Source organism: Oceanobacillus rekensis, assembly GCF_002153375.1.
In the GTDB taxonomy this organism is placed as follows: Bacteria; Bacillota; Bacilli; order Bacillales; family Amphibacillaceae; genus Oceanobacillus; species Oceanobacillus rekensis.
The window spans coordinates 11671-33124 of the sequence record NZ_MTBQ01000004.1 but is presented as its reverse complement, the minus strand read 5'-3'; the positions used below and the strand labels follow the sequence as shown (position 1 = coordinate 33124).

At 33.8% G+C, this 21454-nt stretch carries 14 protein-coding genes; 12 read left to right on the top strand and 2 right to left on the bottom strand.

From position 1 onward, the window contains the following. Positions 1-257: 257 nt before the first annotated feature. Positions 258-1946, top strand: coding sequence for a choice-of-anchor I family protein (locus tag BV906_RS11020; RefSeq protein ID WP_087973590.1), 1689 nt, complete (start codon positions 258-260; stop codon positions 1944-1946). 454 nt (positions 1947-2400) lie between these two features. Continuing rightward, positions 2401-3135 carry a glycerophosphodiester phosphodiesterase gene (locus BV906_RS11015; protein WP_087973589.1) on the top strand — a complete coding sequence of 245 codons (735 nt, stop codon included), beginning with the start codon at positions 2401-2403 and terminating at the stop codon, positions 3133-3135. 139 nt (positions 3136-3274) lie between these two features. Here the strand turns inward: BV906_RS11015 and BV906_RS11010 are convergent, their stop codons facing one another. Then, positions 3275-3637: a hypothetical protein gene (locus tag BV906_RS11010; RefSeq protein WP_087973588.1), complete on the bottom strand. Its 363-nt coding sequence runs from the start codon at positions 3635-3637 to the stop codon at positions 3275-3277. A gap of 194 nt (positions 3638-3831) precedes the next feature. Further along, positions 3832-4023 carry a hypothetical protein gene (locus BV906_RS19190; protein WP_140321989.1) on the bottom strand — a complete coding sequence of 64 codons (192 nt, stop codon included), beginning with the start codon at positions 4021-4023 and terminating at the stop codon, positions 3832-3834. A 794-nt stretch (positions 4024-4817) separates the two neighbouring features. On the opposite strand from BV906_RS19190, the gene BV906_RS11005 reads away from it, so the two are divergent. The 10 genes from BV906_RS11005 (at position 4818) to BV906_RS10960 (ending at position 21331) form a co-directional block, all read left to right on the top strand. Next, positions 4818-6308 carry an MFS transporter gene (locus BV906_RS11005; protein WP_087973587.1) on the top strand — a complete coding sequence of 497 codons (1491 nt, stop codon included), beginning with the start codon at positions 4818-4820 and terminating at the stop codon, positions 6306-6308. Between the two features lie 449 nt (positions 6309-6757). Then, entirely contained in the window at positions 6758-7951 is a 1194-nt protein-coding gene (locus BV906_RS11000; protein ID WP_087973586.1) for a glycosyltransferase family 4 protein, read from the top strand. Positions 7952-7959: 8 nt separating this feature from the next. Further along, on the top strand, positions 7960-9252 hold the full coding sequence (locus BV906_RS10995; RefSeq protein WP_176330343.1) for a glycosyltransferase: 1293 nt from the start codon (positions 7960-7962) through the stop codon (positions 9250-9252). A gap of 35 nt (positions 9253-9287) precedes the next feature. Further along, positions 9288-10544, top strand: coding sequence for a nucleotide sugar dehydrogenase (locus BV906_RS10990; RefSeq protein WP_087974063.1), 1257 nt, complete (start codon positions 9288-9290; stop codon positions 10542-10544). 26 nt (positions 10545-10570) lie between these two features. Beyond that, positions 10571-11395: an ABC transporter permease gene (locus tag BV906_RS10985; RefSeq protein WP_087973584.1), complete on the top strand. Its 825-nt coding sequence runs from the start codon at positions 10571-10573 to the stop codon at positions 11393-11395. A gap of 21 nt (positions 11396-11416) precedes the next feature. Next, the gene (locus tag BV906_RS10980; protein ID WP_087973583.1) at positions 11417-12328 is read left to right on the top strand and encodes an ABC transporter ATP-binding protein; all 912 of its coding nucleotides are present in this window, start codon (positions 11417-11419) and stop codon (positions 12326-12328) included. Between the two features lie 16 nt (positions 12329-12344). Further along, entirely contained in the window at positions 12345-13367 is a 1023-nt protein-coding gene (locus BV906_RS10975; RefSeq protein WP_087973582.1) for a class I SAM-dependent methyltransferase, read from the top strand. Position 13368: 1 nt separating this feature from the next. Next, positions 13369-16107: a glycosyltransferase gene (locus BV906_RS10970; protein ID WP_087973581.1), complete on the top strand. Its 2739-nt coding sequence runs from the start codon at positions 13369-13371 to the stop codon at positions 16105-16107. 4 nt (positions 16108-16111) lie between these two features. Continuing rightward, positions 16112-17920, top strand: coding sequence for a heparinase II/III family protein (locus BV906_RS10965; protein WP_176330330.1), 1809 nt, complete (start codon positions 16112-16114; stop codon positions 17918-17920). A gap of 132 nt (positions 17921-18052) precedes the next feature. Continuing rightward, positions 18053-21331 carry an N-acetylglucosaminidase gene (locus BV906_RS10960; protein WP_087973579.1) on the top strand — a complete coding sequence of 1093 codons (3279 nt, stop codon included), beginning with the start codon at positions 18053-18055 and terminating at the stop codon, positions 21329-21331. The last annotated feature ends 123 nt before the right edge of the window (positions 21332-21454 follow it).

Here is a 21454-nt window from a genome sequence, read left to right as displayed (position 1 = left end):
TTTTAAATATGAATAATCTGCATGTATTTAATCACTCTAATTGATTAAATATCAACAGAACAAACGTTTGCGCAAGGTATTCTCTTAGTTTTTTTATGAATAGATTGGACAGAATTGAAACTAACAATCAAATAAACACGTTATAAATTAGCAGACTGCAAATAATCTTTACACTTACATTACATTAATTTATCAAAACCTTAACAAAAAATAGGTATAATTTATTAGTGAAGTGAAAATTAGGAGGGTAAATACATATGAAAATGAATAAAAAGTTCCTGACTGGTATAGCTACTGCAGCGATGCTTGCTACGAGTGTTATACCATACAATGTATTAGCAGTGGCTCCAGAGGCCCCACCTCTATTTAACCACCAAGCAGAAAACCTATCCGTAACTCAAGTTGCACAATATGATAGTGGACAAGGTGAAGGTGGAACGGAAATCATGGCTTATGACACAGACCAGCAACTAGCCTTTGTGACAAATGGCGCAGTCGCAGGTTTCGATATTCTATCATTTGCAGGACTTAAATCAGGTAAATTTACTAAGGTTGATTCACAAACAAGAGTCCATCTATCAGATTTCGGCATTGAAAAAGTAGATGATATCACAAGTATTGCTTCTCATCCTACAAAAGATTTGATTGCAATTTCAGCAGTAAGTGATCCGAAAACAGATGCAGGTAATATTGTTTTTGCTACGAAAGATGGAGAATATGTTAATCATGTAAAGGTAGGATCGTTGCCGGATATGGTTACTTTCACACCAGATGGTACAAAAGCGGTTGTTGCCAATGAAGGTGAGCCAAATGATGAATACTCGGTTGACCCGGAAGGCTCTATCTCCATCATTGATTTAACGAATGACTTCTCTGTAAATACCCTTTCCTTTGAAGGGGTTACATTGGATGAAAATGTTCGTGTTACATCTGAAGGAACCACATTGGAACAGCTGGAACCGGAATATGTAACCGTATCAGCCGATAGTAAAACGGCATATGTATCCATGCAGGAAAACAATGCAATTGCAACAGTGGATCTTGTAAATGGGAAGATTATTGATGTAAAAGGGCTTGGTGTGAAAGATCATTCTGCACCCGGTAATGAACTAGATGCGGTTAAAGACGGTGAAATAAATATAGAAAAGCAACCAATTCTCGCCTTCCATATGCCGGACGCGATTGATACATTCAAAGCAGATGGAAAAACGTATATTATCACACCGAATGAAGGAGATGCTCGTGATTATGATGCATACTCTGAAGAAAAAGATTTAGCTGATATTATGGATCAAATCGATCTTAAAGCAGAAAACTATGAGGGCTACACACAAGAAGAATTGGATGCTTTGGTAGCTGATGGTGGACTTGAAAAATTAGGAGACTATAAAGTTACTGTTGAAAATGGATTTAATGAAGAAACAGGGAAATATGAAGCAATCTACGGCTATGGCGGACGCAGTTTTTCTATCTTTGATGCTGACACAATGGAAATGGTTTACGATAGCGGCAATGAATTCGAAAAAACTACGGCAGAAGCAATGCCAGAACATTTCAATGTAACAAATGATGAACTTGGTATGGATGACCGCAGTGATAACAAAGGTCCAGAGCCGGAAACTGTTATTACTGGAGAAGTCGGTGGAAAGCAATATGCGTTTGTCGCCTTAGAACGTTTTAGTGGGATTATGGTATATGATTTATCAAATCCAACGAAGCCAGAATACGTAACGCTAATATCTAGTCGCGATTTTAGTGAAGATGTAAAAGGCGATGTATCACCAGAAGGCCTGCAATTTATACCAGCAGAACAAAGCCCAACAGGATATGACCTGCTTGCAGCAACACATGAGGTATCAGGGACAGTTGCAGTCTATGAATTTAACGGGAAAATAAGAGGGTCTAAAGATTGGAACCAAAGTAATAACAAGTATAAAAATCAATAATAATATTGCTCTTTTAGGTAAAGGTCCAGCCAATCAGGTATGGGCCTTTATCATTTTTCAAACGTCCTAACTATAGATATTGTTGCCTTTAATCCCCGCAGTTGAGGTGAACTACGAACTAACTGCTATGTGGAGTCACCGCCCTCCGCTCACCTGGACTGGTGAGCTTCATGATGTAATTTTTATAAAAGTAGCCATTGCAGTTAATCGTTTGTTTGCAAGCTTAACACCACCCGCCCTAAGGTGCGCGCAGTGTATTTCCCAGAGCGTTCGCCGAAATTTCTGCATACTGATACAAAACCAGCAGTTACCTCGCTGTTTATAGATAATGTGTCAAAGTAAACAGACTAACTTTACAAACAATATACGTTGCATTCACATGATATTAATATCGTTCAATTATAATAAATATAGATAGAAGAACCTCTAACAACACCAAGAAGGGATGATTCAGTTGACAATACGAGGTATAGCACATCAAGGTTATCCACTAAAATTTCCTGAGAACACATTATCTTCTTTTCAGGCAGCAATCGATTTGGGATTTACCCATACAAAACTCGATGTCCATTTAAGCAAAGATGGCGTTCCAATTGTTATGCAAGATTCTACGATCGATCGGATGACAGATGGCTTTGGTGAGATTAAAGATTTTACCTATTTAGAACTCCAACAATTTACAATTAATAATGAAGAGAAAATTCCATCGCTTGAAGAAGTATTGCATTTGACCAAGGATCGTATCAAGGTTTTTATTGAATTAAAGCAGACCGGATTTTATCATGGCCTTGAACAAAAGGTTTATGAAATCATTGAAAATCTGGATGTCTTAAGTCAGGTGTATCTCATATCATTTAATCATTTTTCTCTCGCAAGGCTTAGAATTATTTCCAATAAATTGCAAATAGGTCCATTGTCAAAAGAATTACTACCGAATGAATGTGAACATCTAAAACAGTTGAATTTATCATTTTATGCAGTTCATTATAATAAATTGAAAAAAACCGATGTGGAAAGATTTGAAGAAATGGGTGTCCCAATTGTAGTCTGGCCGGTAAATACAATCGAACAAATGAAATATATGCAGCAATTTCCCAACGTATTAATTGGTACCGATGAATTGGAAAAGTATCAGGCTATTTATTATCCGAAGACGGTTACTAACTGGCAGCAGATGGGATATAGGTAAGCAAGTTCAGATGGATGTATATCCCCTTTCCAGCTGTTAGGGTACTTTGAACAGAAGAGACGTGTGTAAGAATCAATTTAAAAACCCCTAATCAGTAAGTCAATGGACTACCAGGGATTAAGGGGTTTTTATACAACTATTATTCTTCAAATAATTGGTCAATTTCAATTTTGATCTCCTCTATGATGCGGTCGGCTTCAGCCCGAATTGCTGCCGTATGTTCATTCATCCGACCTTGTTGTTCCTCGCTTAACTTCTGCTTTAAATAACTTTCAGCTTCATTCATAACCCTTTGTCTTTCCGTTTCGACTACTGTCACCATATCATGATGAATCTGTTCACTTATTTCATCTTGTCGAGCTTTATAAACTTCTTCAATCCCTTGCTCAATCTGCTCCTGCTGTTCTGCAAGTAAGTCTGCATAATAGTTAGAGGCAGCAAACGTAACGGCGCTCCCGAGGAGAAAAGCAAGGATTGTTAAACTGATTATTTTCTTCTTCAATGGAAATCCTCCTTATGAATTATTTTATGAATTCGCTTACAATTTGGTTCGTTAAGGTATTTATCTCCTTTTAGAAAGTAGTTTCATGCTTTACCGCTGATTATTAAGAAAAGTTTGGGGCATAATCCATAAAAACCGCGGAAAAAATCCCTTCCAAAGGATGATAAAGGATTCCGTTTTGAGGTGTATATCGATTAAATGACACAGGAAATGACATATGAATCGACATATGTCATTTTGCTGTTATAGCAATTACCAGTGGCAAAATCAGGCTTTTTTGCCGTCTGAATATCTCCGTACTTTTCTATATGACGATAGATATTGTACTTCAAATTCCGGTGTTCATTGTCAATACTTTCTCTCGTTTTTTTGCCTTGTTCGGTCACTCATGTACGCTATGAGTGACCCTTGTTTCGTATGTTTGCCTTGTTCGGTAATTCATCCGCTCTATGAGTACCCTTGTCTCGTATATTGGCCTTGTTTGGTCACTCATCCGCTCTATGAGTAACCTCTATCTCGAATTTTTGCCTTGTTCGGTAATTCATTTGCTCTATGAGTAACCCTTGTCTCGTATATTTGCCTTGTTTGGTAACTCATCCGCACTATGAGTTACCCTTGATTCGTATGTTTGGCTTGTTCGGTCACTCATCCGCACTATGAGTGACCCCTGTTTCGTATATTTGCCTTGTTTGGTGACTCATCCGCTTTATGAGTCACCTTCTAACCAAACACTTTTTTGTGAGCAAATTGTAAATGACAGTTTTATCACCATAAATGCCGCTAGACAAGGAAAAATAGACCATCCAAAGTCTATTCTTATACATTTATTAGTTTTGTAACAGGTAACAGAACCCGTTACTAATTCAGACGACTTTTATTGCCATTTGAGTTGTATTTTTTGTATACCCTCAAAATGGAATCCTTTCAAAAAAATGAGATGTTCTCTTTAGAATTACGTTTTTAGTTTTTATGATGAAGTATAGGTTATATTGCAGATAATAATTTTTTATAAATTAAATTAGAAAGCGCTTGCATTATTTGTCACTTTGACATATTATAAATTTATAGATTATTAGTTTGTTTAGCCAACTAATAACTTAGACGTAATTTTACATTCATAAAGCGAAATTATTTTTTTATTCATCAATGTAAGCGGTTTAATAAATGGGGGGGGAAAATGATGTCAACATCATCTATTGGAAAAGAACAACAATATAACACAGCGAAGTTATGGCAGATTGGCTTTTTTGCACTCAATAATACGGCAACAAATCTTTATATGTTTATTTTAACATTTGTCTCTTATTATGCTGCAGGGGTAGCAGGATTAACCGTTGCATTGGTAAGTATCGTGTTAACAGCAATGCGTGTATTTGACGGTATTACCGATCCAATTGTAGGTTTTATTATTGATAAAACAGAATCAAAATTTGGCAAGTTCAGACCATTAATGATTTTAGGGAACGCTATCTTAGCTACTTCGATTATACTCATGTATAGCATCACGCATACCTTACCACAAGAGTTTCAATTAATTTTCTTTGTATTGACATATGCACTTTATGTTATCGGTTACACTTTCCAAACTGCTGTAACAAAGGCAGCGCAAACTGTATTGACGAACAGTCCAAAACAAAGACCATTGTTTTCTGTTTTTGATGGCGTATACAACACGGTGGTCTTCACATTAGGACAAGTTTATGTAGCATCTTACCTGATTGCAAAACACGGGGACTTTAATATGGAATTATTCGTAGAGTTAAATACACTAGCAATCATTCTTGCCGCAATTTGTACAGTGTTGGCAGTAATTGGTATATCCGGAAAGGATCGTAAAGAGTTTTACGGTCTAGCAAATTTAACAGTAAATACGAGATTTCGAGATTATTGGCCAATTCTAAAAGGAAACTTGCCATTAAAATTGCTAATAACCGCTGTAACAGCGGATAAATTAGCCTTTAGCCTCTTAAGACAATCCGTAGTTATGGTAATGATCTTTGGTATTTTAATGGGAGATTATGCACTAAGTGGGACAGTATCTATGATTACGGTTCTACCAATCTTACTGATCACATTTATAGCAGTTGCAATTGCTAGAAAACGTGGTATGAGAAATTCATTTATAAAATCAACTTGGATTTCCTTTTTATCCTTAGTAGGTTTGGTTGCTCTATTCTTAGTCATTAGTGACCCAACCTCCATGTCTGGTAACATCGGTATCGGTATTGTACTATTTGTTACTTTATACACGCTCGCAATGGGATTTGGGGCAATACCTTCTACATTGGTAAACCCAATGATTGCAGATATTTCCGATTATGAAACATACAAATCAGGACGCTATGTACCAGGGATGTTAGGGACACTTTTCTCCTTTGTTGATAAGTTAGTTACATCATTAGCTCCTGCTATTGTTGGATTAGGAGTGGCACTTATCGGATTTACAGCTGAGTTCCCAACGGTTAATGATCCATTAACAACACCTATGTTTGGAATGACGTTATTACTAGGATTTGGTCTACCAGCACTAATGTTAATTGTGTCACTTGTAGCAATGAAATTTTATAGTTTAGATGATAAGAGAATGGAAGAGATACAAACAGAACTAGCAAGATTAAAAGAAGAGGGGAAAATTAAAGAAACTGAAGAAGATGGTAAAACAGCTGTATAATACGTGAATTTTACTATAAAAGTTTTAAAGGATAAAAAACCGAACGGTGGCTGATAAAATGTACCCTATAGAATAGACACTTAAAAAAGTCTAGCTATAGGGTATTTTTGGTATAATGATAAATAGAAAAGATTGTAGAGACTGGGAAAATTATGAGTAAATAGATGTTTACAGGTAAAGAGATTAAGCTATTATCAGCTAATCCTTATGTAAGAAAGTTCTTTAATCCCTTACTCAATCTGTTCCTGGTCCTGCAAGTAAGTCTGCATATCTCATTTAGTTATAGAGACTACCTTTGTAAAAACATGTAAATTTACTATTTACCACATGTTATGGTAAATTTAATGTTTAAGGGTTTTATTACAGTTGAAAAAATATTGTAATGTAATTATGTTTGCCATTGTGATAAAATGTACTAGGTGTTTATTTCCAACTTAGGGGCGTAATTCATGACAAAGAAAGTTTTAGTAATGACACAGAACTTCTATCCTGTAATCGGTAGTGCGGGAAATAGAATGAAAAATATATATCAGTTATTAAATGAGAATGATATTGAGGCAGACGTACTAACTACTGAGCCAGCATATCCGAATAAAAATATGTATAAGGACCAAACATTTTGGGATGAAGCATCCTTAAATAATAAAACAAAAAAAATCATGAGAGTTCCTATAAAGAATAAAAAGTTTTCGAATCGTATATTCAGTAGGCTTTTTTTCTATTTGGAGATTATGTACCGCTTTTTAGTTGCCTTATGGAAACTAAGAAAAGAAAAATATGATTATATTATGGTCAGTACTCCTCCTATCTTTATTGTATTTTCAGCGTTTATTGGAAAGATGCTTTTTAAATCAAAATTGATATTAGAAGTTAGAGATCTTTGGCCAGATAGCTTAATAGGTGTTAAAGCTTTTGATAATAAATTTATTATCAATTTCTTTCGTTTTTTGGAAAAAAAAATGTACAGAATGGCAGATTTTATAGTTATCAACAGTATTGGCTTTAAAGAACATATAACCTCAAAATTGAAAAAGAGTACTGATATTGTATACTTACCCAATGGCCCGAGGCAACATGAAATTGTAGAAAAGAAGCACTATGATGGAGAATTCCGAGTGGTTTATACCGGTAACTTAGGACTCGCGCAAGATATAGGGAATCTGAAACTTGTTGCAGGTTTGCTTAAAGGAGCTGATATACGTTTTGATGTAATTGGCTATGGAGTAAAAACGGAGGAATTCACAGATTATCTGTTAAAAAACAATTTAAATAATGTTTATATGCACCAACCAACAACAAGGAGAAAGAGCTTGGAATTAATCGAAAATAGTAATGTGGCGATTGCTTTCTTAAATGATGCAGAAGTTTTTTCTACCGTTTTACCTGGTAAAATCATTGATTATATGACATGCAGAACGCCAATCATTGCTGGTGTAAAAGGTACAGCTGCTGATATTATAACAAAGCATCAAACCGGTTATGTGTTTGAACAGCAGGCAGTTCGTGAAATGGTAGATAAAATTGTTGAATTGAAGAATAATAAGGCAGAGCTTGATCGCTTAGGAGAAAATTGCATCCATACGGTAACTCAAGATTTTCTGTGGGAAAACAACATCGATAAACTGATTGAAATAATTAAATAAAGAGGGACATTATAATGAAGCGTGTAGGAATGTTTGTGTGGAACCATTTTACGAATGACGCAAGGGTGTTGAGAGAATGTACATCGTTGTCTAACAATGGTTATGATGTAGAATTAATTTGTATTGACGATCCAAAGGACCCAACCATTTCGCAATACGAGGAAGTAAATGAGCATTTCCGGGTGCATCGAATGAAAAGGTATCCGACAACACTGTTATTTTTACAAAAATTATATCGTTTTGCTGTAGGAAAGAAATGGCCGCTCATCCCAATATTGGCAGTGTGGGGTGTAATGGTTTACTTCCTTCCCTGGTTAACCATTCTTTTAACGATATTAGTTGGTTTACTTTTAAAAACGAAGGTTAGAGTAGTTTGGATAAGAGGTGCTCTTATTTTAAGAATGATAATAAAAGGCCATTGTGGCAATTATGATATCTATCATTCGAATGATTTAAACACACTGCCTCAGGGATATATAAGTGCCAAGTGGCGATTTAAGAAAAAGCCATTAGTGTATGACTCACATGAAGTCCAAACAAGCAGGACGGGTTATGATAGTCCCTGGTATAAAAGGTTTGAGGGATTCTTTATCAAACGAATGGATAGTATGATGGTCGAGAACAATACAAGAGCTAAGTTTAATGAAGATCTATATGGATTTTATCCTCATGTACTTCATAACTATCCATCTATGGAAATACAACAAGTAGAGGATAAAGATAAAGTTAATCTTCATGAAATGCTCGGTCTTCTACCGGAGGAAAAGATACTCCTTTATCAGGGCGGAATTCAGGCTGGAAGAGGATTGGAAAAACTAATTGAAGCATTTCCGCTTTTTAAAGAAGGTACTTTAGTATTTATTGGAGATGGGAAGATTAAGGATAAACTGCAACAAATGGTTAAAGACAGGAGACTGGAAGACGCAATTCGATTTATTCCTAAGGTTCCAGTACGAGATTTACCTAAGTACACGAAAAATGCCTATTTAGGATTCCAAGTATTAAATAATATTAACTTTAACCATTGGTCGGCTTCTTCCAATAAACTATTTGAGTATATGATGAATGAAGTGCCAGTTGTTGCCTGTGACTTCCCAGAGATTAAAAAGGCTGTCGAGGAAAGTGAAGTAGGTGTAACCATCGATCCTCATGATCCAAATGAAATCGCTAAAGGTGTTAATTATCTTTTAGAAAATCCAGAGAAGCGTGACTATTTCAGCTCTAATTGCAAAAATGCTCGAAAGAAGTATAATTGGGAAAAAGAGCAAGAGAATTTACTCGAAGTTTATCGAAAGTATTAAATATATTTTATAGAAAAAGAAAGAAGGAATTTATTGTGAAACTTTGTACAGTTGGATTAGGATATATAGGACTACCTACATCAATTATGTTTGCTAATTACGGGGTTGATGTATTAGGTGTTGATGTAAAACAAGAAGCGGTTGATATGTTGAATGGAGGACAAATCCATATAGAAGAGCCAGGATTACAGGAAGCATTAGAGAATGCTATCGAAAAGGGTACATTTAAAGCATCTCTCCAACCAGAAAAAGCTGACGCATTTATTTTAGCGGTTCCTACACCAAATAAAAATGACGAACATAGGTCAATGGATATAACTTATGTTATGCAAGCAGTTGAAAGTGTTATTCCTTTTATTGAAAAAGGAAATGTTATCATTGTTGAATCGACAATTGCACCAAGAACGATGGATGATTTTGTTAAGCCGCGTTTTGAAGAGGCTGGCTTTATAATTGGAGAAGATATTTATTTAGTTCACTGCCCAGAACGAGTCCTTCCAGGGCAAATCATGCACGAACTAATCCATAATAATCGTATTGTTGGTGGTATCACTCCAACGTGTACGGAAAAAGGTGCAGAAGTGTATGAAACCTTTGTTCAAGGTGAACTGATTAAAACAAATGCACGTACTGCTGAAATGTCTAAACTAATGGAGAATACATTCCGGGACGTTAACATAGCATTGGCAAATGAACTAGCCAAAGTCTGTATTGAATTAGATATCAATGCATTGGATGTAATCGAAATGGCTAACAAACATCCACGTGTAAACTTGCATACTCCTGGACCTGGTGTAGGTGGACATTGCTTAGCAGTTGATCCATATTTTATTATCGCTAAAGCACCAGAGCAATCTAAGATTATCAACTTAGCCCGCGAAGTAAATAACTCCATGCCGGAATATGTGGTAGCAGCAGTCGAAAAGCTGTTAGCGAAACACAATGGTAAAAAGATAACCGTATTTGGATTAACATATAAAGGAAATGTAGATGATATTAGAGAAAGTCCAGCAATGGATATTTATGAAATGCTAAATGCAAAATCAGAATATGAAGTAGTTGCATATGATCCGCATGTAAAATTAAGCTTTGTTGAAAAGGACTTGGAGAAAGCATTGGATGGATCGGACTTAGCTCTAATTGTGAGTGACCATAATGAATTCAAAGAGTTAACAAGTGGATATTTCACTAAGATGAATGTTCCTCAAGTTTTCGATACGAAGAATGTAGTTAAAGAATATTCTGAAGGTATACAGTATATTAACTACGGAAACTTGTATGAATATCTATAAAAATTTGATAAAGGAAGCTACTTTATATGTTTAATTCTGTAAGGCAAGTTATTAAGGAACAAATTGAGCATAGAGATTTAATTTTACGAATGTCTATCTTTGAAGTGAAAGGAATGTATCAACTACACTATTTGGGATCAATGTGGCAATTCATAAATCCTATTATACAAATCTCAATTTATTGGTTTGTATTTGGGTTGGGGATTCGAGGCGGTCAACCAGTTTCAACTTCTGTTGGGGACATCCCCTTCTTTCTATGGATGTTAATGGGATTGATTCCCTGGTTTTTCATTAATCCATCAATTATTCAGGGCTCAAACAGTGTTTATCAAAGGATCAATGTGGTATCAAAAATGAAATTTCCGGTTAGTCTATTACCGACAATTAAAATTACTAGTAATAGCTTTCAGTTTTTTATTTTAATGGTATTGTTACTCATTGTACTAATGATATATGGTTTCTTTCCTACAATTTATATGATTCAGTTAATATACTATATCGTTTGTATGTTTGCGTTTTTGTTTGCTTTTACATTGCTAAGTTCAACAATAGCCACTTTGGTTCGAGATTATCAATCTTTACTACAATCATTGGTTAGAATGGTTCTTTATTTATCCCCTATATTATGGAATCCGGCAGCGGCAGGAGTTCCGGAATGGTTTACGAATATCCTTAAATTAAATCCGGTTTTCTATATAATAGAGGGATTTAGGGATTCATTTTTAGCTCGACAATGGTTCTTTGAAGATCCTGTATACTTATGTTATTTTTGGTCTTTAACATTGACATTATTAATTATTGGATCAAGAGTACATCTGAAGTTCAGGAAAAACTTTATGGATTACTTATAATTCCTGAAATGAGGTCTAACAATGAAATTAAAAGTTGAATTTAAAAATGTCTATAAAAAATTTCCGATGCATGCAAAACAAAACGATAAGTTACTGAACCTATTCTCCATAAATCGAAAAAAACAAAGAATGGAATTTGCAGCTGTAAAAGATGTTTCCTTTAAGGTCTATGAGGGTGAAACAATTGGTATAGTAGGATTGAATGGTTCTGGAAAATCAACAGTTTCAAATATGTTGGCTCAAGTAATACAACCAACTGACGGTGAAATCATTATTAATGGTGAAACATCTTTAATAGCCATATCAGCTGGATTAAATAATAATTTAAGCGGTATAGAGAATATTAAATTAAAATGTATGATGCATGGCTTGAAAAATGAGGATATTGAAAGATTAACGCCAGATATTATCGACTTTGCTGATATTGGTGAGCATATAAACCAGCCGGTAAAAAACTATTCAAGTGGTATGAGGTCAAGGTTAGGGTTTGCAATAGCTATACACACTGACCCTGACATTCTGATAATTGATGAAGCACTATCAGTAGGGGATAGTACTTTTACAGATAAGTGTTTGAATAAACTAAATGAATTTAAGAAACAAGGTAAAACTATATTTTTTATTAGTCATTCTGCAAGTCAAATGAGGACTTTTTGTGACCGTGTAATTTGGATGCATTATGGTGAGAATATTGAGTTTGGACCAAAAGAAGAAGTTATTAATAATTATGTAAAACACACAAAATGGATAAATGGTCTCACAAATAGAGAAAAAAGACGTTATAAAAATAAAAAGTTAGAAGAACAAAATATAGTTAATAGTGAAATTGGTAAAAGACAGAAAACCAAGTATAAAGTACTTCCGATAATTAGTAGAATAAGTTTATTTATACCTTTGATATTATTTGGTGCTTTAGTTCTGATGGGATATTAACTTAGGTGGTGCTCAAATGGAGATAATTAAAGACAAAATCTATGATGTTTACTATTCAGATAAAAATACTCTTTTTCAGCGAAAGGTACGAGAAAGAACTCATTGGATGTGTAGGAACGTGACTGGGAATAATGTTTTGGATATTGGATGTTCCCAAGGTATTACAGCAATACTGTTAGGTAGAGAAGGGAAAAATGTTTTAGGAATAGATATCTCGGAATCAGCAATTCAAGATGCAAAAAAAAACCTAGAACTAGAGGAAGAAGAAACCCACAATTGTATAACCTTTGAAAAAGCAAACTTTATGTTAAAGGAATTTGAACAACAATACAGTACTATAATCTTAGGAGAAGTACTTGAGCATATAAATGATATCCAGTCATTCTTTTCTAAAGCATCGAGTTTGCTAGAAGAGAACGGAAATATTATTGTAACAACTCCTTTTGGTATTAATGATTTTATTGATCATAAGAGAACGTTTTATTTAAACGACTTTATAAATTTACAAAATAAAGACATGTCAATAATGGATGTTAGGTTCTTCGGAAAATGGATTGGTGTTGTATATAAGAAAAATGAAAATGAACCGACAGCTATCGATGAGGATTTGCTTGTTGAACTTGAAAAGGCTTTTTACAATGTAGAACGTGATTTATTAAATTCTCAAAAAAAGTTAACTAACCAAATTAGTGGTTTAAAAGAAGAAAAGAAGATAATTGAAGAAAAAAAGAAAATAATTGAAGAAGAAAAGAAAATAATTGAAGAAGAAAAGCAAGCAATTAATGATAAAATAATAGGAGAATTTGAAATTAGCGATCAATCCTATAAACAAAAATATACGGATGAAAAAGTTGAAAAAGTGAAATTGCAAAAAACGATATTAGATCAGTATAAGAGAGAAGAAAGACTCCTAAAGGAGAATGAAGTTTTAATGGAGAAAGTAAATAAATTAGAAAACAGATATTATAATTTGAAAAATTCAAAGTTAGGAAAACTAACAACAAAATACTGGAAGTTGCGAAATAAAAGGAGAAATTAATGTGGAACTGCGCTCGATACAGCAACGTCTAAAAGAAATATATAAGTTGAAACAAGAACTGTCAGAGGAAATAAAAAAAGAACTTGATTTTTTAAAGGACTTTGCAAATATAAACTTGGACATAGATACTAATATTGGGCCCTTAATCGTTAATGAGGACACATACACGGAAAAGCCACTTATTAGTAAAGAAAAGTATAATCAATTAAAAGATCAGAAAGCAGATAAACATTTTCTGGATCGTGTACTTCCGAGGATTTCTAACATACCTGAAAGTAACGGTTCAAAGTTCTTCCCTAAAATTAATGTAAATATAGGTATTATTTGTGACGAATTCCTTTTCAACTCTTTTAAAGATGTTGCAAACTTCTATTATGTTAAAAAGAATGAATACAAAGAGTTGGCCGATAAAATCGATGTATTAATCGTTGCCTCTGCTTGGAAAGGGCTGTATGAAGATTGGAAAGGGCTAGCAAATCCCAATAGAAGAGATGTTAGAGAAGAATTGTTTGAAGTCATTGAATTTTTTAGGAAACAGGATGTTAAAATTGTCTTTTATTCAAAAGAGGATCCAGTAAACTATGACCGTTTCATAGAAATAGCTACCAGATGTGACTATATTTTTACCACTGCCGTCGAGAAAATTGCTGATTATAAAAAAGACTGTAAAAATACGAATGTTTATCCATTAGAATTTAGTGTAAACCCTATTTATAATAATCCTATTGGTATAAATAATGACTTAAAAGATGTGGGTGCTATATTTGCAGGGTCATGGTATGAAAAATACCCACACCGAATAAAGGATTCTCGAATTCTTTTTGATGGGGTAATTAATGCTGGTAATCAATTGAAAATAATTGACCGTAATTTTGATAAAGATTTACAACAACACCTTTACCCTCCTGAATATTTGAAATATATATCTCCAAGTATAAATCATTCTACTTTACAGAAGATATTTAAACTTTTTCCTTGGGCAATTAATTTGAACTCTGTGCAGGCAAGCGAAACAATGTTTGCTAACCGCGTCTACGAATTACAAGCAATGGGGAATTTAGTGCTTTCAAATTACAGTCTTGGTATAAATAACATATTCCCGAATATTTTCATCGTACAAAATAGTAATGAAGTTACTTACATTATGAACAATGTTAGTGATGAAGATATATACAGGCACAGAATGTATGGTGTAAGAAAAGTACTTCGTAATCAAACATCCTATCATCGAATTAATAAATTATTGAGCTATATTGGTTATGATCATGAGTATATTACTGTGAGAAAAGTTGCGGTGATTGTTAAAAATAAATTAGATAATAACATAATTGATAATTTTAATCGCCAAACCTATGAGCACAAAGAGTTACTAACTGAACAGGAATTATCAGCTAACTATAATTCATATGATTACGTAACGTTCTTTAATGAGTTCTACGAGTATGGGGAGTACTACCTGGAAGACATGATAAATGCATTTAAATACACTGATGTGTCATATGTTACAAAAGATTCATACTATGAAGGTTCAGAAAAAATAGATGGAATAGAACACAACTATATAGACCAAATGAAGGATAAATATAAATCTTTATTCTCGACTGAAAACTTTGATTTGAATGATTTACTAGATATACAAGAAAATGCTTCATTAGCTAATGGTTATAGCATAGATAGATTGGAATTAAATGTAAATCTGATCAAGAATGACAAAGAAGCAAATTTGAAATTATCAGTAATTGTTCCGGTATATAATAATGGAGAATATCTGTATGGAAAATGCTTTATGAGCTTGTTGAGGTCATCGATGTTTGAAAGTATGGATATAATATTAGTGGATGATGGTTCTACCGATAATGTCACCATTAATATTTTAGATAGACTTGAAAGGTTATATAGCAATGTGACTGTATTTAAGTTTGAGGATGGTGGAAGTGGAAGTGCTTCACGTCCTAGAAATAAAGGATTAGAATTAGCGAAAACTGACTATATTACTTATCTAGATCCAGATAATGAAGCGGTTAATGATGGCTATTTCCACCTCTTTAATGAACTACAAGGGGACAACAGTTTAGACTTGGTAGTTGGAGATATAATAAAAGATGATACACAACAAAAGGTCTTAAATTACTCCAAGAATGCATTTAATTGGGACCCTTCCGGAGTAGTTTCAGATACATATGAATTTCTTAAGAAATCAAAAATGCGGGCACAAAGTATCCAAGCATTAATTGTTAAGAAGGACATAATTAAAAAAAATAATCTAAAGATGGTTGAAAAGGCCACAGGGCAGGACACACTCTTTTTCCAAGAATTAATTCTAAATTGCTCAAAAATAAAAGCTGTAGATTTAGTAATTCACATCTATTATGCAGCAGTTTCAAATTCAGTCACAAATACTATCTCTAAAAGCTTTTTCGAGAAATATTTATTACTGGAGAGGGCAAGATACACTTTCTTGATTGAAAATAATCTTTTAGAAACTTATATAGAAAAAAGATTTTCAGGATACTTTATCGGTTGGTATTTTTCAAGAATACCAAGGATAAACATAAATGACACGGTTGAAGGATTAGAAATCCTATTCGAGATTTATCAGATCTATAAACCGTCTTTACCTCCAATTATAGAATTAGATGAACCACTGGTTAAATTTGAAAAATTTATAAAGAAGCAAAAATATGATGAGTTCGTTGCTTATTGTACTGAATATTTTAGTAGCACTGTTAAAGGAGGGTAATAATTTGAAAAAAAAGATATCAAACCTCTTTAAGAATATGCAATCGAGCAAAAAAGAGGAGAAGTTTGTGAAGGATATTCTTTTCCGAATTAATGAACTAGAAAGCAAGGTCTTAGAGCTTTTTGATAAAGAAGCATTAGAAAACAAGGAGAACCTGCTTAAAAGAATCGATCCTGATAACTTAATAAAAACAACAGCTCCGGATGATGGCACGCTAAGAAAAGCAGATGGTATATTAGTTAATGATTTTTTCCTAATGAATAGTCTAGAAGTCATTTCATTTGGCGAAACAATAGATTGGAACTACAACCATCCGAATTCGGCAAACACATATCGACTATATATCCAATGCCTTAATGTTATTAGCCATCTTTGCGATGCGTATACACAGACAGACGAAAAAAAGTATTTATATAAAGCATACGCTATTTTACTGGATTGGATTTTATTCATAAAAACAGATGAAGAAAGAAATAGGTTTAAATGGGTAGATCATTCTGTAGCAAATAGAGTTATGAACATAACATATTTTTATAACCTGGCAAAAGATGAATTGGAAATCAACGAATCGTTAATAGCTGAGATTCTTATTGAACACGGGAATTTCTTGGAAGACGATAAAAACTATGTACAGAACAACCATGGTATAATGGTCGATCGCTCCATCATGTTATTATCCATATTTATGGAGGAATATTCCAGATCAAAACACTGGTTCCAAAAAGGAAAACTTAGAATAAGTAATGCTGTTTATAGAGATTTCAGTGCCAGTGGTGTTCACTTAGAGAATTCTCCATCTTACCACCTAATGACTAGAAGAATATTTAATCAAGTAGAAGATTTTTTAAAGAAAAACAATTTAACCTTAGGTAAGGAAATTAGACAAAAGCTATTACAGTCAAATGACTATTTAAAATTCATTGTTAAGCCCAACCAAAAAATACCGATTATTGGTGATTCCCAAGAAGGTAATGTTTCATGGATAAAAAAATCTTATGATTCTTTTTCTGATACACAGGCGGGTATAAGCATCTTACAATCTAAAGGTGAAGAACTCAATAAGTCCGAGTCAACTTGGTTATCCTTTATTAGCGGATATGGTAGAAAGACCCACAAACACAGAGACGATTTATCTATTTCACTTTTCTATAATGGAAGTGATATTCTAGTCGACTCTGGTAGGTATAATTATGATAGTAAGGACAAAATAAGACAATATTTTTTATCACCTGAGGCACACTCAACAATAAGTATACTTGATAAAGATTATGTTATTGAGGAACCGTTTAAAAATAGAAACAAGATAAAAACAACTAACTTTATGAGTAATCCGGTATATGATTATGTTAAAGGTATTAATCACGCATATGAAGGTAGCAAACTATCTAGGTCTGTGGTGTTCTTTAAGCCTGATATTATCGTTATACATGATAAAATTGTGAATGAATCAGAAGAACAGGTTCAACAGATTTTCAACTTCTCTCCTGACGCAGAAATTGACACTGTAACTAATAATAATCTTAGTTTGTCAGTAGAAGGTAATAATGTTGAATTTAAGCAATTACTTGAAGTAGAAAGTATTGATATTCTTACTGGAGATAGTGAGACTCCCCGTGCTGTTATCTCAGAAGAGTTTGGAAAACTTACAGATAACACACAAGCTATATTTAGCAAAAAAGGGAAAAATGTCGAATTTGTTACGGTAATTACACTTGGAGTTGGGAAAAAGAAGTTAGAAGATGTTACATTCGATAGTAAAGGTAGTATACTAACTATAAAAATTCTTGGAGAAGCGTATAAATTAATTGTTTAAGTTAGGGGAGTGTAGGGTTTTTTTACAAAAACTTTACACTCTTTTGTTTATGTGACAAGTTGAATAAAAATGGAAAAAAGTGTATTATTGGGTAGAGTTTTGATGTAAATTAATGTTGAAAGGGAGGTCGCAATGAAAAGAATATTTTTGTCTGTATTTGTTCTAATATTTTCTATTTCTACTCTTCTTCCACAGTCAATTTTTGCGGAAGGTAATGTGGTTAATAAAGAAAATATTAATTTATATGAGGTTACGGATGAGATTTTGTTAAATGATTCGATTCTCATAAGGGAAGGTACTTACCTATATGGTATACATAATTCAGATCTATTAAACATTCAATATGGAAATGCAGAGGTAGAAATTAGCATTGATTATGTTAAAGAGATAGAGGAAACAGAGATTGACATCCCACAGTTTGAGGATATCACTGACAGACTAGACACTCTACAGAAGTTTTCCGAGGGGACTATTCTTTACAGTGATGACAGAGAAATTGAACTTGTAGAATTCACCTCTGAAGTAGAATATCCGGTTACTGACAATAATTTATTTATTATCGGTAATGTTGCACTGGACTATTCTACGATTCAAGAACCTAGTAATACTAGCAATCTTGAATCTAGTGAAGAAGAAAATGCTAGTATAAGCGAAGAATCTAGTTTACCTGAAGAAGAGGACACTCTTACTTCTGATTTTGATCGACACGAAAATACATCAGAAGAAGTCTCTGAAGCAGAGGCAGTAACTGAAGAAAAAGATAAGGTTACAGAAACTGAAGCAAATGGATTAGATGATACAACTGAAGAAAAAGATAAGGTTACAGAAACTGAAGCAAATGGATTAGATGATACAACTGAAGAGAAAGATGAGGTTACAGAAACTAAAGCAAATGAATTAGATGACACAACAAAAGAGAAAGAATTGTCCGAAGTAGAATCACCAAAAGAACAGCTAAGTCTCTTTAGTATAACAACTCAGTCAGTTACACCATATTATGATTTTAGTTCTTCTGACAAATACTTTAAAACTACGGTGGATACACCAATTTATGACAATAGTACAGGTGAACTTGTCGAAGTAGGTTATTTGAAAAAAGGTGAGATTTATCCAAGATACGAAAGTTCCCCATCTTGGCATTTGATTCAGTTTGACAATGGGAAGTACTTCGTTAAGAAGGAAGGAACTGAACCTGCAACAGGTGATTCACTTAAAAATATTAATACGAAATACAGTATAAAAAGTGAAACAGTGACATCAACGAAGGATATGACAGTTTATGACAATACTTCCGGTAATCTTGTTCCGTTTGGGGTAATAAAAGAGGGACAAGAGTATGCGATTGCCCATGATTATGGTGGAGCATGGATCTACGTTGTATTTGCGGATCGAGTTGGTTATATTAAAAGTTCAGAACTTATTCGAAACTATTACCCTCCATTTGGTGATTATTTCCGTGTATTAGAAGATGATCTTCCAGTATATGATAACAGCAGTGGTAAACTAGTTGAAGTAGGTAGCTTGAAAAAAGGTCAAATATACCCACGCTATGAAAGTTCTAGAAACTGGCATTATATTCAATTTGGTAAAAAGAAGTTTTATGTTACGAAAGACGGAACTGAACCTGCAACAGGTGATTCCCTTAAAAATATTAATACAAAATACAGTATTAGAAATGACACGGTTACTGCAACAACAGATATGACAGTGTATGATAACGCGTCTGGTAGTTTAGTTCCGTTTGGAGTGATAAAAGAGGGGCAAGAATACGTTATCTCTCATGATTATGGCGGGGCATGGATCTATGTGGTTTTTGCAGACCGAATTGGTTATATTAAAAGTTCAGAACTTATTAGAAACTATTACCCACCGTTTGGTGATTATTTCCGTGTATTAGAAGATGGTTTACCAGTGTATGATGATAGTACCGGTAGACTTGTTGAAATTGGCAGCTTGAAAAAAGGTCAAGTATATCCGCGTTACGAAAGTTCTCGTAACTGGCATCTAATTCAGTTTGGTGATATTAAGGCATATGTAACAAAGGATGGAACGGAGCCAGCAAATGGAAATAATCTTAAAAATGAAAACAATAATAAATACAAGAATCTAGCTAATGAGATTGTTTCAGAAAATGATATAATCGTCTATGATAATAGTTCTGGCAACTTAGTTCCGTTTGGCACGATTCAGGCCAATTATCCATATGCCATTGCACATGACTATGGTGGTAAATGGATTTATGTTTTATTCGCTGATAGAGTCGGCTTTGTGGATAGCTCACTTGTTGAAAAGTATGGATATTCGCATACTAAGTATGACAAAACATTAGCTGAAGCGCTTAATATTCAAATGAATGCAAATCCAGTTCCACAAACAGATAAATACAAAAATGATTCTGCATATATAAGTAATTCATTAGCTGAGATATTTGATGGAGGTAACATTACAGGAAATCCAGTTAATATTCGTACATCCCCGAAATTAGGTTCAAATAGTAATGTGGAAAAAACAGTTGGCAGAGGAACTGTTTTCATTCTCTTGGATGATAATGTTAGAGGAGATTCAGTCAATGGCAGTACGAGATGGTATAAAATCCAACTCGAAAATATTGATAAAGAATTGTACGTTCATAGTTCTTTGGCAACGGCAAACTCTAAAGTAGTTAAGACTACTGCTAATGCAAATGTTCAATCGAAACCTAGTACTGAAAGTCATATTTATGCTACTGTTAAAGAAGGTGCTCTTTTAACCGTAATTGATGAGGGTAGTACCTGGCATAAAGTAAGTTATGGTACTTGGAGAAATGCGACTAGAAATGATACTATAAAATATCTCGACCCTACCAATTATTTGAACGATGAGATTCAGAAATACCAATTCCTAGATTTAAGATATTATACAGGAGTTCCATTATCTGAACTACGTACACTATTGACCGGAAAAGAGTTACTTCATGGGACAGAGGAAATTTTTAGAAACGCAGCTAAAGATGCAGGGATAAACGAACTATACCTAATTTCACATGCTTTGCTTGAAACTGGGCATGGGACATCTCCTCTTGCTAAAGGCGTAAAATACAATGGTAAGACTGTTTATAATTTCTTTGGTATCGGAGCTTACGATAAATGTCCTAAAGACTGTGGAGCAAAAAGAGCTTATGATGAAGGATGGTTTACTGTTGAAGATGCTATCAAAGGTGGAGCAAAATTTGCTGGAGATAAATATATAAATGCTGGCCAAAACACATTATATAGCATGAGATGGAATCCATTGGCGATGGAATTAAGTGGTTCTGCAACTCACCAATATGCAACAGATATTGGTTGGGCCTCAAAACAAGTAGGTTATTATACTCAATTCTATTCTAATAGAGGTTATGATCTGTTATTTGATATACCTATCTATAAATAATAGATATGCTTTAAAAAGCTTTCTCAAGGCAAAATTTAACTTGAGAAAGCTTTTTTTCTTTTGGTTTAGATAGTATAAATGCTATGAACACACCACTATAATAATAGTTCTTAAATCATGGTA

Bases quoted from the DNA above. Each gene is read 5' to 3' on its own strand.
- BV906_RS10975 (WP_087973582.1), top strand. From the start codon at position 12,345: ATGGAGATAATTAAAGACAAAATCTATGATGTTTACTATTCAGATAAA.
- BV906_RS11020 (WP_087973590.1), top strand. From the start codon at position 258: ATGAAAATGAATAAAAAGTTCCTGACTGGTATAGCTACTGCAGCGATG.
- BV906_RS11000 (WP_087973586.1), top strand. From the start codon at position 6,758: ATGACAAAGAAAGTTTTAGTAATGACACAGAACTTCTATCCTGTAATC.
- BV906_RS10980 (WP_087973583.1), top strand. From the start codon at position 11,417: ATGAAATTAAAAGTTGAATTTAAAAATGTCTATAAAAAATTTCCGATG.
- BV906_RS10960 (WP_087973579.1), top strand. From the start codon at position 18,053: ATGAAAAGAATATTTTTGTCTGTATTTGTTCTAATATTTTCTATTTCT.
- BV906_RS11005 (WP_087973587.1), top strand. From the start codon at position 4,818: ATGTCAACATCATCTATTGGAAAAGAACAACAATATAACACAGCGAAG.
- BV906_RS10985 (WP_087973584.1), top strand. From the start codon at position 10,571: ATGTTTAATTCTGTAAGGCAAGTTATTAAGGAACAAATTGAGCATAGA.